Genomic DNA, 11,421 nt, shown 5'->3' with positions numbered 1-11,421 from the left:
ATGATAGTGCGCATTCGCGTGTGAAAGTAGGTCATCGTCAGGCTTCTATTCCAGCAAACCCCTCTGATCTTCTGGTCAGAGGGGTTTTTGCTTTGTGCATTCGATTTTTGTACCGTCTACAGGCATGAAAAAACGCCCCGCAGGGCGTTTTCAGGGGTTCTGCAGCGCTTCGAGTGGAGCGCGCGGGATCACATCACCTTCACGATCGCATCGGCGACGTAGCCGATGTTCTTCGTGTTCAGCGCGGCCACGCAGATGCGGCCCGAATCGACGCCGTAGACGCCGAACTCGCCGCGCAGGCGGACCATCTGGTCCTTGTTCAGTCCGGAGTAGCTGAACATGCCCTTCTGGCGCACGATGTAGCTCAGGTCGCCCTGAACGCCGGCGGCGGTCAGCTTCTCGACCAGCAGCGTGCGCATTTCCTTGATGCGCACGCGCATCGCAGCCAGCTCGTCTTCCCACATCGTGCGCAGCGCCGGCGTGGTCAGCACGGTGGCGACGATCTGCGCGCCGTGGGTCGGCGGGTTGGAGTAGTTGGTGCGGATCGCGATCTTCAGCTGCGACAGCACGCGGGTGGCCTCTTCCTTCGAGGCGCAGACGACCGACAGGGCGCCGACGCGCTCGCCGTAGAGCGAGAAGCTCTTCGAGAACGAGGTCGAGACGAAGAAGTCCAGGCCGGCAGCGACGAACTTGCCGATCACCGCGCCGTCTTCGGCGATGCCGTCGCCGAAGCCCTGGTAGGCCATGTCGAGGAAGGCGACGAGGTTGCGCGCCTTGATCGAGGCGATGACCTGGTCCCACTGCTCGCCGGTGATGTCATAGCCGGTCGGGTTGTGGCAGCAGGCGTGCAGCAGGACGACCGTGCCGGCCGGGGCCGCGTCGATCGCCGCCAGCATGCCGGCGAAGTTGATGCCGCGGTTCTCGGCGTCGTAGTACGGGTAGGTGCCGACGGGGAAGCCGGCGTTGCTGAACAGCGCGCGGTGGTTTTCCCAGCTCGGGTCCGAGATCAGCACGGTGGCGTCCGGGTTGACCTTCTTCAGGAAATCGGCGCCGATCTTCAGGCCGCCGGTGCCACCGATGGCCTGCACGGTGGCGACGCGGCCGCCGGTGACGACGTCGCTGTCGGCGCCGAACACCAGACCCTGCACGGCCTTGTCATAGGCGGCGATGCCGTCGATTGGCAGATAGCCGCGCGCCTTCGGCGCCTCGAGCATCTGGCGCTCGGCCTCGACCACGCACTTCAGCAGCGGCAGCTTGCCGTTGTCGTCATAGTAGACGCCCACGCCCAGGTTGACCTTGGCGGGGTTGGTGTCGGCGGCGAACTGCTCGTTCAGACCCAGGATCGGGTCGCGCGGGGCCATTTCGACGGTGGAGAACAGGGACATGGCTTCGGGTCCGGAAAAGGGGGGTGTTGTAGGGAAGGTGCCCGCCCCCAGCTGCGCATCACGCGGGTTTCGCGGAGTTCGGTTAGGCTGGGCGGTTGCGCGCCGATTTTAGCGGCCGGTCGGGAGTCCCATGAGCAGCATCGAGAAGATCGAGAGCAATGACACGCCGGCGAAGGAAGGGGAGTTCGTCAGCTTTCCCGATTCGCCTTTCCAGTTGTTCCAGCCCTATCCGCCGGCGGGCGACCAGCCGCGGGCGATCGAGCAGCTGGTCGAGGGCGTGCAGGACGGCCTGAGCTGGCAGACGCTGCTGGGCGTGACCGGCTCGGGCAAGACCTTCACGATGGCCAACACGATCGCGCGCCTGGGCCGCCCGGCGATCGTCTTCGCGCCGAACAAGACGCTGGCGGCGCAGCTCTACAGCGAGTTCCGCGAGTTCTTCCCGAAGAATGCGGTCGAGTACTTCGTCAGCTACTACGACTACTACCAGCCCGAGGCCTACGTACCGCAGCGCGACCTCTTCATCGAGAAGGACAGCGCGATCAACGAGCACATCGAGCAGATGCGTCTGTCGGCGACGAAGAGCGTGCTGGAGCGCCGCGACACGGTGATCGTCGCCACCGTCAGCGCGATCTACGGCATCGGCAAGCCGGAGGACTACACGCAGATGCGCTTCATCGTGCGCGTCGGCGACCGGGTGGGGCAGCGCGACGTCATCGCGCAGCTGGTGCGCATGCAGTACACCCGCAACGACGTGGAGTTCGTGCGCGGCACCTTCCGCGTGCGCGGCGACACCATCGACATCTTCCCGGCCGAGCATTCCGAGCTGGCGATCCGCATCGAGATGTTCGACGACGAGGTCGAGACGCTGCAGCTCTTCGACCCGCTGACCGGCAAGGTGCGCCAGAAGATCCCGCGCTTCACCGTCTACCCGGCCAGCCACTACGTGACGCCGCGCGAGCAGGTGCTGGCGGCCATCGAAGGCATCAAGACCGAGCTGCGCCAGCGCCTGGACGAGTTCGTGGCAGCGGGCAAGCTGGTCGAGGCGCAGCGCATCGAGCAGCGCACTCGCTTCGACCTGGAGATGCTGCAGGAGGTCGGCCACTGCAAGGGCATCGAGAACTACACCCGGCATCTGTCCGGCGCCAGGCCGGGCGAGCCGCCGCCGACGCTGGTCGACTACCTGCCGTCGGACGCGGTGATGTTCCTCGACGAGAGCCATGTGCTGATCGGCCAGTTCGGCGGCATGTACAACGGCGACCGCTCGCGCAAGACCACGCTGGTCGAGTACGGCTTCCGGCTGCCCTCGGCGCTGGACAACCGGCCGCTGAAGTTCGACGAGTTCGAGCGCAAGATGCGCCAGGTGGTCTTCGTCACCGCCACGCCCGCCGACTACGAGAAGACCCACGCCGACCAGGTGGTCGAGCAGCTGGTGCGGCCCACCGGGCTGGTCGACCCGCTGGTCGAGGTGCGCCCGGCCACGCACCAGGTCGACGACGTGCTGCAGGAGATCCGCCAGCGCATCGAGGTCGGCGAGCGGGTGCTGATCACCACGCTGACCAAGCGCATGGCCGAGCAGCTCACCGACTATCTTGACGAGAACGGCGTGAAGGTGCGCTACCTGCACTCGGACATCGACACGGTCGAGCGCGTCGAGATCATCCGCGACCTGCGCCTGGGCGCCTTCGACGTGCTGGTGGGCATCAACCTGCTGCGCGAAGGCCTGGACATTCCGGAGGTCTCGCTGGTGGCCATCCTCGATGCCGACAAGGAAGGCTTCCTGCGCAGCGAGCGCAGCCTGATCCAGACCATCGGCCGGGCGGCGCGCAACGTCAACGGCCGCGCCATCCTCTATGCCGACCGCATCACCGACTCGATGCGCCGCGCCATCGACGAGACCGAGCGACGCCGCGCCCGGCAGGTGGCCCACAACGAGGCGAACGGCATCACGCCGCGCGGCATCCGCAAGCAGGTGCGCGACCTGATCGACGGCGTCTACAGCGACAAGGCCAAGGACGATCTGGAGCGCTTCGAGCAGATCCGCGAGGCCGCGCAGGTCGAGGCCCTGTCGGAGAAGGACCTGGGCCGGCGCATCAAGCAGCTCGAGAAGCAGATGCTCGAGCATGCGCGCAACCTGGAGTTCGAGCAGGCGGCGCGGCTGCGCGACCAGCTCTCGCTGCTGCGTGAGCAGGCCTTCGGCGCCGGTGCCGATCATGACGCGACCGTCACGCCGCTGACGGCCCGTGCCGGAGGACGATGAATGACGACGCCGCCGCCTCCGCCGCGCATCCTGATGGTCTGCACCGCCAACATCTGCCGTTCCCCGACGGCCGAGGCGGTCATGCGTCATCGCCTTCGGCGCGCCGGCCTGCAGGACCGGGTCGAGCTCGATTCCGCCGGGACCCGCGCCGGATCGACGCCGATGCCGCCCGATCCGCGCAGCATCGCCCACGCGGCGCGGCGCGGCTACGACCTGACGCCGCTGCGTTCGCGCCCGGTCAACCACGGCGATTTCGAGCGCTTCGACCTGATCGTGCCGATGGACCGCAGCCATCTGACGCACCTGGCCGCGCTGTCGCCGCGACAGCCACGGGCGCAGATCCGGCTTCTGATGTCGTTCGCACGCGTCAGCGGCCTGTCCGACGAGGTCCCGGATCCCTACTATGGAGGAGCGCCGGGATTCGAGCATGTGCTTGACCTCGTGGAACTTGCGTGCGACGGTCTGCTCGAATACCTGTACTCGCCTCAGGGTTCACGCTGATCCCGGTCTCCGGGCTCACGGAGCACTCCGCTATAATCGAGTAAATCACTCGGGAAAGAGGGCGAGGGTCCAACCCGACTTGCTGCCCTGGGCTCAGCCAACCGCTGCGTACCAGCCGCGAGTTCAAGGAGCTTAAAGCCATGCGACTGACAACGAAGGGCCGGTTTGCGGTCACCGCCATGATCGATCTGGCACTGCGCGAGCACAGCGGCCCGGTGGCGCTGGCGGCCATCAGCGCACGCCAGCAGATCTCTCTTTCCTATCTCGAACAGCTCTTCGGCAAGCTGCGCCGGCACGAGCTGGTCGAGAGCACCCGGGGTCCCGGCGGGGGCTACTCGCTCGGCCGCAAGGCCGAGGACATCACGGTCGCCGACATCATCGTCGCCGTGGACGAAGCGATCGACGCCACCGGCTGCGGCGGTGGCGAGAACTGCATGGGCGACGAATCGGGCCGCTGCATGACGCACGACCTGTGGGCGAGCCTGAACGCGAAGATGCTCGAATACCTGAACTCGATCTCGCTCAAGAGCCTGGTCGACGATCAGATCAACCGCGGCGTGTCGGTCGAGGAGGCGCCCATCAAGCGCGCGATCTCGAGCCAGCCCGTCGTCAAGCCGATCAAGGTCACGGCGCCGAACTCCGTGTTCGCGCTCGGATCGGCGCTCTCGAAGTAACACGAACTGTCCCGGGCGCCGCCCTGACCGGCGGCGGCTGCGGGACGACCTGGTTGAACATGGACATGACGCCCCACTTCCCGATCTACATGGACTACGGCGCGACGACCCCGGTCGATCCGCGGGTGGTCGATGCGATGATTCCCTGGCTGCGCGAGCACTTCGGCAATCCGGCCTCGCGCAGTCACGCCTGGGGCTGGGAAGCCGAGGAAGCGGTCGAGAAGGCGCGTGGCCAGGTCGCTGCCCTGATCGGCGCCGACCCGCGCGAGATCGTCTGGACCTCGGGTGCGACCGAGTCCAACAACCTGGCGATCAAGGGCGCCGCGCACTTCTACCAGACGCGCGGCAAGCACCTGATCACCGTGAAGACCGAGCACAAGGCGGTGCTCGACACGATGCGCGAGCTCGAGCGCCAGGGCTTCGAGGTGACCTACCTCGAGGTGCAGCCCGACGGCCTGCTCGACCTCGACCAGTTCCGCGCCGCGATCCGCCCGGACACCATCCTGGCGTCGGTGATGTTCGTGAACAACGAGATCGGCGTGATCCAGGACATCCCGACGATCGGCGCCATCTGCCGCGAGAAGGGCGTGATCTTCCACGTCGACGCCGCGCAGGCCACCGGCAAGGTCGAGATCGACCTGGCGAAGCTGCCGGTCGACCTGATGAGCCTGGCCTCGCACAAGACCTACGGCCCGAAGGGCATGGGCGCGCTGTACGTGCGCCGCAAGCCGCGCATCCGCATCGAGGCGCAGATGCACGGCGGCGGTCACGAGCGCGGCATGCGCTCGGGCACGCTGCCGGTGCACCAGATCGTCGGCATGGGCCTGGCGTTCGAGATCGCGCGCCAGGAAATGGCCGAGGAGAACGAGCGCATCACCGCGCTGCACAAGCGTCTTCTCGACGGTCTCTCCGACATCGAGCAGGTCTTCGTCAACGGCGACCTGACCCGCCGCGTGCCGCACAACCTGAACATCTCCTTCAACTTCGTCGAGGGCGAGTCGCTGATCATGGGCGTCAAGGGCCTGGCGGTGTCGTCGGGCTCGGCCTGCACCTCGGCCAGCCTGGAGCCGAGCTACGTGCTGCGCGCGCTGGGCCGCAGCGACGAGCTGGCACACTCCAGCCTTCGCATGACCATCGGCCGCTTCACGACCGTCGAGGAGATCGACTACGCCGTCGCCACGCTGAAGGACCGTGTCGCCAAGCTGCGCGAGCTCTCGCCGCTGTGGGACATGTACAAGGATGGCATCGACCTGAGCACGATCCAGTGGGCCGCCCACTGATCGGCTGACGGACGGCGAACGCACACGGATCCGGAGAACAGCAATGGCATACAGCGACAAGGTCATCGACCACTACGAGAATCCCCGCAACGTCGGCGCCTTCGACAAGGGCGACGAGGACGTCGGCACCGGCATGGTGGGTGCGCCCGCCTGCGGCGACGTGATGAAGCTGCAGATCAAGGTCAACCCGGCGACCGGGCTGATCGAGGACGCGAAGTTCAAGACCTACGGCTGCGGCTCGGCGATCGCCTCGTCGTCGCTGGTGACCGAATGGGTCAAGGGCAAGTCGCTCGACCAGGCGCTGGCGATCAAGAACACGCAGATCGCCGAGGAGCTGGCGCTGCCGCCGGTGAAGATCCACTGCTCCATCCTCGCCGAGGATGCGATCAAGGCGGCGGTCGACGACTACCGCTCGCGCCACGCCGGCGACGACGCCGGCGCTGCCCAGTGAGCGCCGCGATGGCTGTCACGCTGTCTGAAGCCGCCGCCCGGCACGTCTCGCGCTACATTGCCCGCCGCGGCAAGGGTGTGGGCGTGCGCCTGGGCGTGAAGACCACCGGCTGCTCGGGCCTGGCCTACAAGCTGGAATACGCCGACGAGATCGCCCCGGAAGACCATGTCTTCGAGGACCACGGCGTCAAGGTCCTGATCGACCCGAAGAGCCTGCCCTACATCGACGGCACCGAGCTGGACTTCGTCCGCGAGGGCCTGAACGAAGGCTTCAAGTTCCACAATCCGCGCGAGAAGGATCGCTGCGGCTGCGGGGAATCCTTCCGGGTCTGAGCCGAGGCCGGTCCCGGGGCGCGCTCGTCGAGACGGGCGCGCCCTTTGCTTTTGTCCGGCCATGTCGGATTTCCTGCAACGGCCCCTGATCATGAAGCTCACTGACAACGATTTCGACCTCTTCGGCGTGCCGGCGCGCTTCGCGCAGGAGCGCGCGCAGCTCGACGCGCGCTGGAAGGCGCTGCAGTCGGAGGTGCATCCGGACCGCTTCGCCAGCGAAGGGGCCGCCGCGCAGCGCGTGGCGATGCAGTGGGCGATCCGCGTCAACGAGGCCTACCAGCGGCTGAAGGATCCGCTCAAGCGCGGCGCCTACCTGTGCGAGCTGCACGGCGCCGCCATCGACGCCGAGAGCAACACCGCGATGCCCGGCGCCTTCCTGATGCAGCAGATGGAATGGCGCGAGGCGCTCGACGAGGCCCGCACGCTCGAGGCCGTCGAGGCGCTGGCCGACGATGTCTCCGCCGCCGAGCGCCGCATGCAGCAGCAGCTCGGTGTCCTGATCGACGAGCGCCAGGACTGGTCGGCCGCGGCCGGCCAGGTCCGTGCGCTCATGTTCGTCGCGCGCTTCGCCGCCGACGTGGACCGGCGCCTCGACGCGCTGGGACAATGACGCACCCATGGCACTTCTCCAGATCTCCGAACCCGGGCAGACGCCCGACCCGCACAGCCGCCGCATCGCCGTCGGCATCGATCTCGGCACGACGCACTCGCTGGTCGCCTCGGTGCGCCATGGCCTGCCCGAATGCCTGCCCGACGACCAGGGCCGGGTGATCCTGCCCTCGGCCGTGCGCTACCTGGGCGGCGGCCGCCGCCAGATCGGCTTTGAGGCGCTGGCCGCGCAGGCCGACGATCCGCATGACACGCTGGTCTCGGTCAAGCGCTTCATGGGCCGTGCGCTGGCCGACATCGCCGACCGCGGCAACCTGCCGTACCACTTCGTCGACCAGCCCGGCATGGTCGCGATCGAGACCCGCGACGGCGTGAAGTCGCCGATCGAGGTCTCGGCGGAGATCCTGGCCACGCTGCGCTACCGCGCCGAGGACACCTTCAACGCCGACCTGTTCGGCGCCGTCATCACCGTGCCGGCCTATTTCGACGACGCGCAGCGCCAGGCGACCAAGGACGCCGCGCAGCTCGCCGGCCTGAACGTGCTGCGCCTGCTCAACGAGCCCACCGCCGCGGCGATCGCCTACGGCCTCGACAACGCGATCGAGGGCCTGTACGCGGTCTACGACCTGGGCGGCGGCACCTTCGACATCTCGCTGCTGCGCCTGTCGAAGGGCGTGTTCGAGGTGGTCGCGGTCGGAGGCGACTCGGCCCTGGGCGGCGACGACTACGACATGGCGCTGGCCGTGTGGCTGCTGGCGCAGGCCGGCCTGCCGACGCTGGATGCGCTGGACGCCCACGACAAGCGCGCGGTGCTGCGCGCGGCCCGCGCGGCCAAGGAGGCGCTGTCGTCGGCCGACACGACGCTCGCCGCCGCGACGCTGGGAGCCGGCGCGCTGTCGCAGCCGGTCAGCCGCGAGGCCTTCGAGGCCGCGACCCAGCCGCTCACGCAGCGCACGATCCAGCTGATGAAGCGGGTGATGCGCGACGCCAAGGTCAAGGTCGACGAGGTGCAGGGCATCGTGATGGTGGGCGGCTCGACGCGCATGCCGGTGGTGCGCGCGGCCGTCGAGGCCTTCTACGGCCGCGCGCCGCTGACGAACCTCAACCCGGACGAGGTGGTCGCGCTGGGTGCGGCGGTGCAGGCCAACGCGCTGGCGGGCAACGCGCCCGACGGCGAGATGCTGCTGCTCGACGTGATTCCGCTGTCGCTCGGTCTGGAGACGATGGGCGGGCTGGTCGAGCGCGTCATCGAGCGCAACGCCACGATTCCGGTGGCCAAGGCGCAGGACTTCACCACCTTCAAGGACGGCCAGACCGCGCTGGCGGTGCACGTCGTGCAGGGCGAGCGCGAGCTGGTGGCCGACTGCCGCTCGCTGGCGCGCTTCGAGCTGCGCGGCATCCCGCCGATGGCCGCCGGCGCCGCACGCATCCGCGTGACCTTCCAGGTCGATGCCGACGGCCTGCTGTCGGTCGCGGCCCGGGAGATGATCTCCGGCGTCGAGGCCGCGATCACCGTCAAGCCGAGCTACGGCCTGAGCGACGATCAGGTGGCCTCGATGCTGCGCGAGGGCTTCACCGAGGCCGAGGGCGACATGCACCGCCGTGCGCTCACCGAGGCGCGCGTCGAGGCCGAGCGCCTGTCGCTGGCCACCCGCGCCGCGCTGGAGGCCGACGGCGACCTGCTCGACGAGGACGAGCGCATCCGCGTCGAGCGGCTGCTGGACGCGCTGGCCGAGATCGCCCGCGGCGAGGACGCGCACGCGATTGAGGCCGCCACCAAGGCCCTGGCCGACGGCACCGAGCACTTCGCCGCGCTGCGCATGAACCGCGGCATCCAGCAGGCGCTGACCGGCCGCCGCCTCGACGAGGTCTGAGCGACTTCAGCGCCTCGTCCCCCGACTCCCGGACCCCGACACGATCATGCCCACGATCAAGATCCTGCCCCATCACGAACTCTGCCCGCAGGGCGCCAGCATCAGCGCGCCGGCCGGCACCTCGGTCTGCGAGGCCATGCTCGACAACGGCATCGCCATCGAGCATGCCTGCGACATGAGCTGCGCCTGCACCACCTGCCATGTCATCGTCCGCGAAGGCTTCGCCTCGCTGGGCGAGATGGACGAGACGGAAGAGGACCTGCTCGACCGCGCCTGGGGCCTGCAGCCCAACTCGCGTCTGGGCTGCCAGGCCATCCTGGCCCAGCAGGATCTGGTCGTCGAGATCCCGAAGTACACCATCAACCACGCCCGCGAGAACCACTGAGCAGGCGAGGGCCACCCATGCGCCAGATCTTCCTCGACACCGAGACCACCGGCCTGGATCCGAACACCGGCGACCGCATCGTCGAGATCGGCTGCGTCGAGATGGTCAACCGGCGGCTCACCGGCCGCAACCTGCACCTCTACCTGAACCCGGAGCGGCCGGGCAGCGAGGAGGCGATCCGCATCCACGGCCTGACCGACGAATTCCTTGCCGACAAGCCGAAGTTCCGCGAGATCGCCGACGAGTTCGTCGAGTACGTGCGCGGCGCCGAGGTGATCATCCACAACGCGGGCTTCGACGTCGGCTTCCTCGACGCCGAGCTGCGCCGGGCCGGTCAGCCGCGCTTCGCTGCGCTGGCCGGCGGCATCCTCGACACGCTGGTGATGGCGCGCGAGATGTATCCCGGCAAGGCGAACTCGCTGGATGCCCTGTGCCGCCGGCTCGAGGTCGACAACACGCACCGTCACTTCCACGGCGCGCTGCTCGACTCGAACCTGCTCGCCGAGGTCTACATCCGCATGACCCGCGGCCAGAACTCGCTCGTCATCGACGAGGAGGAGGGCAGCGAGGAGCAGGCGCAGCAGGTCGACGATGCCAGCGCGGCGATCGACCTGTCCGGCTTCGTGCTGCCGGTGCTGCGCGCTGCCGACGCCGAGCAGGCCGCTCACGAGAAGATGCTGGCCGATCTCGACAAGGCCAGCGGCGGCAAGACGATCTGGCGCCGAACGCTTGCATCCGGCGAAAAAGTCGTGGCATAATCGCATTCTCGCTGCAGCGCACGGCACAAAGCGTAAAATGCAAAGCAGCAGAGCCCGAATACAATTCGGGCGGTTAGCTCAGCGGTAGAGCACTGCCTTCACACGGCAGGGGTCGCAGGTTCGAACCCTGCACCGCCCACCAGATAGAACCCCCGTAAGTCGTTGATTTACGGGGGTTTTTTCTGTTCGCTTGTGCTCTGTGCTGTGCGCCCCTGAGTGCCGGTATGAAAAGATCCTGAAAAACCGGGGTTGGCTTGCCGGCGATGCGCCACAGCAACACCCGGCACGGCACCGCCAAGCCTGACCCTTCCATGATGAAGGGCATTCGGCCGGCGATCACTGCGGCAACAGCCCATCCCATCCGGCGCCCTCGTGAGCCGTCAGCGCGCCGGCCTGCCTCTGCGCCTTCTTGCCCTCGGGCTCGCGGCTGGTGCCAGTGCGCAGCAGCGCCTTTGCCGCATCGATGCGCAGCCGGCCATCCGCGCCCGGGTCGCGCACCACAGCGCGCAGGAACTCGACCGCCTCGGCGGCTCCGTCGTCCTGCGGCCTGACGCCAATGTGAGGCAGGGGCTCGGGCTGGCGTGACGGTCGGCCAGCACCAGGGCGGGCGCCTCCGCGTCCGTTCGGGGTCTTGGTGTCGTTGCTCGTCGCGCTCCCTTGTGAGCGCTCGCCCACTTTGATTTACCCCACGGGGCATTTTTTTCTGCGAACGAGGGGAGTTCGGTCCTGTCCCCCCGAGTCACTGCGGAGTGTGGTTCCCCCCTGTACCTCATCGCCTCGGCCAGCGGTGCAGCAGTTCCAGGACAGCAGCAACGACGATCCCCACGGCCGCAGCACCGGGCGAGGACACCAGCCAGCGCAGCGCCGCGAGGATGCGGCGAGCCGTCAAGGCGTGACCCCTGCGACCGTCTCCAG

12 protein-coding genes and 1 tRNA gene are annotated in these 11,421 nt (G+C 68.0%); 12 read left to right on the top strand and 1 reads right to left on the bottom strand.

Annotated elements, in window-relative coordinates; all coding sequences use genetic code 11:
• Positions 1-188: 188 nt before the first annotated feature.
• Positions 189-1,385 (bottom strand): amino acid aminotransferase, encoded by a 1,197-nt coding sequence (locus HNQ01_RS21900; protein ID WP_173807641.1) that lies wholly within the window; start codon positions 1,383-1,385, stop codon positions 189-191.
• 130 nt (positions 1,386-1,515) lie between these two features.
• Between HNQ01_RS21900 and uvrB the strand changes: the two genes are divergently transcribed.
• The 12 genes from uvrB to HNQ01_RS21840 all read left to right on the top strand — a co-directional run bounded on the left by uvrB (position 1,516) and on the right by HNQ01_RS21840 (position 11,091).
• Positions 1,516-3,642 (top strand): excinuclease ABC subunit UvrB, encoded by a 2,127-nt coding sequence (uvrB, locus tag HNQ01_RS21895; RefSeq protein WP_173807640.1) that lies wholly within the window; start codon positions 1,516-1,518, stop codon positions 3,640-3,642.
• Positions 3,643-4,143, top strand: a complete 501-nt coding sequence (locus tag HNQ01_RS21890; RefSeq protein WP_173807639.1) for a low molecular weight protein-tyrosine-phosphatase — start codon at positions 3,643-3,645, stop codon at positions 4,141-4,143.
• A gap of 140 nt (positions 4,144-4,283) precedes the next feature.
• Complete coding sequence (locus tag HNQ01_RS21885; RefSeq protein ID WP_037485702.1) at positions 4,284-4,817, top strand: Fe-S cluster assembly transcription factor; 534 nt, start codon at positions 4,284-4,286, stop codon at positions 4,815-4,817.
• A gap of 59 nt (positions 4,818-4,876) precedes the next feature.
• On the top strand, positions 4,877-6,097 hold the full coding sequence (locus HNQ01_RS21880) for an IscS subfamily cysteine desulfurase (RefSeq protein ID WP_173807638.1): 1,221 nt from the start codon (positions 4,877-4,879) through the stop codon (positions 6,095-6,097).
• 43 nt (positions 6,098-6,140) lie between these two features.
• Positions 6,141-6,548, top strand: coding sequence for a Fe-S cluster assembly scaffold IscU (iscU, locus tag HNQ01_RS21875; protein WP_173807637.1), 408 nt, complete (start codon positions 6,141-6,143; stop codon positions 6,546-6,548).
• A gap of 8 nt (positions 6,549-6,556) precedes the next feature.
• Complete coding sequence (gene iscA / locus HNQ01_RS21870) at positions 6,557-6,880, top strand: iron-sulfur cluster assembly protein IscA (RefSeq protein ID WP_037485698.1); 324 nt, start codon at positions 6,557-6,559, stop codon at positions 6,878-6,880.
• A 91-nt stretch (positions 6,881-6,971) separates the two neighbouring features.
• The gene (gene hscB / locus HNQ01_RS21865; protein ID WP_173807636.1) at positions 6,972-7,490 is read left to right on the top strand and encodes a Fe-S protein assembly co-chaperone HscB; all 519 of its coding nucleotides are present in this window, start codon (positions 6,972-6,974) and stop codon (positions 7,488-7,490) included.
• Between the two features lie 7 nt (positions 7,491-7,497).
• Positions 7,498-9,363, top strand: coding sequence for a Fe-S protein assembly chaperone HscA (gene hscA, locus HNQ01_RS21860; RefSeq protein WP_173807635.1), 1,866 nt, complete (start codon positions 7,498-7,500; stop codon positions 9,361-9,363).
• Between the two features lie 46 nt (positions 9,364-9,409).
• Positions 9,410-9,748 carry an ISC system 2Fe-2S type ferredoxin gene (gene fdx / locus HNQ01_RS21855; protein ID WP_149504343.1) on the top strand — a complete coding sequence of 113 codons (339 nt, stop codon included), beginning with the start codon at positions 9,410-9,412 and terminating at the stop codon, positions 9,746-9,748.
• Between the two features lie 17 nt (positions 9,749-9,765).
• Positions 9,766-10,506, top strand: a complete 741-nt coding sequence (gene dnaQ, locus HNQ01_RS21850; RefSeq protein ID WP_173807634.1) for a DNA polymerase III subunit epsilon — start codon at positions 9,766-9,768, stop codon at positions 10,504-10,506.
• Positions 10,507-10,573: 67 nt separating this feature from the next.
• A tRNA-Val gene (locus HNQ01_RS21845) sits at positions 10,574-10,648 on the top strand.
• A gap of 230 nt (positions 10,649-10,878) precedes the next feature.
• Positions 10,879-11,091 (top strand): hypothetical protein, encoded by a 213-nt coding sequence (locus HNQ01_RS21840; protein WP_173807633.1) that lies wholly within the window; start codon positions 10,879-10,881, stop codon positions 11,089-11,091.
• Positions 11,092-11,421 lie beyond the last annotated feature (330 nt).

It is taken from the genome of Sphaerotilus uruguayifluvii, from assembly GCF_013294065.1.
GTDB classification, from domain to species: domain Bacteria; phylum Pseudomonadota; class Gammaproteobacteria; order Burkholderiales; family Burkholderiaceae_C; genus Sphaerotilus; species Sphaerotilus uruguayifluvii.
This window is presented reverse-complemented; position numbering and strand designations above follow the sequence as displayed.

What these genes read in the sequence shown, in the direction of transcription:
- HNQ01_RS21900 (WP_173807641.1), bottom strand. Translation starts at nt 1,385, where the DNA reads ATGTCCCTGTTCTCCACCGTCGAAATGGCCCCGCGCGACCCGATCCTG.
- uvrB (WP_173807640.1), top strand. Translation starts at nt 1,516, where the DNA reads ATGAGCAGCATCGAGAAGATCGAGAGCAATGACACGCCGGCGAAGGAA.
- HNQ01_RS21890 (WP_173807639.1), top strand. Translation starts at nt 3,643, where the DNA reads ATGACGACGCCGCCGCCTCCGCCGCGCATCCTGATGGTCTGCACCGCC.
- HNQ01_RS21885 (WP_037485702.1), top strand. Translation starts at nt 4,284, where the DNA reads ATGCGACTGACAACGAAGGGCCGGTTTGCGGTCACCGCCATGATCGAT.
- HNQ01_RS21880 (WP_173807638.1), top strand. Translation starts at nt 4,877, where the DNA reads ATGGACATGACGCCCCACTTCCCGATCTACATGGACTACGGCGCGACG.
- iscU (WP_173807637.1), top strand. Translation starts at nt 6,141, where the DNA reads ATGGCATACAGCGACAAGGTCATCGACCACTACGAGAATCCCCGCAAC.
- iscA (WP_037485698.1), top strand. Translation starts at nt 6,557, where the DNA reads ATGGCTGTCACGCTGTCTGAAGCCGCCGCCCGGCACGTCTCGCGCTAC.
- hscB (WP_173807636.1), top strand. Translation starts at nt 6,972, where the DNA reads ATGAAGCTCACTGACAACGATTTCGACCTCTTCGGCGTGCCGGCGCGC.
- hscA (WP_173807635.1), top strand. Translation starts at nt 7,498, where the DNA reads ATGGCACTTCTCCAGATCTCCGAACCCGGGCAGACGCCCGACCCGCAC.
- fdx (WP_149504343.1), top strand. Translation starts at nt 9,410, where the DNA reads ATGCCCACGATCAAGATCCTGCCCCATCACGAACTCTGCCCGCAGGGC.
- dnaQ (WP_173807634.1), top strand. Translation starts at nt 9,766, where the DNA reads ATGCGCCAGATCTTCCTCGACACCGAGACCACCGGCCTGGATCCGAAC.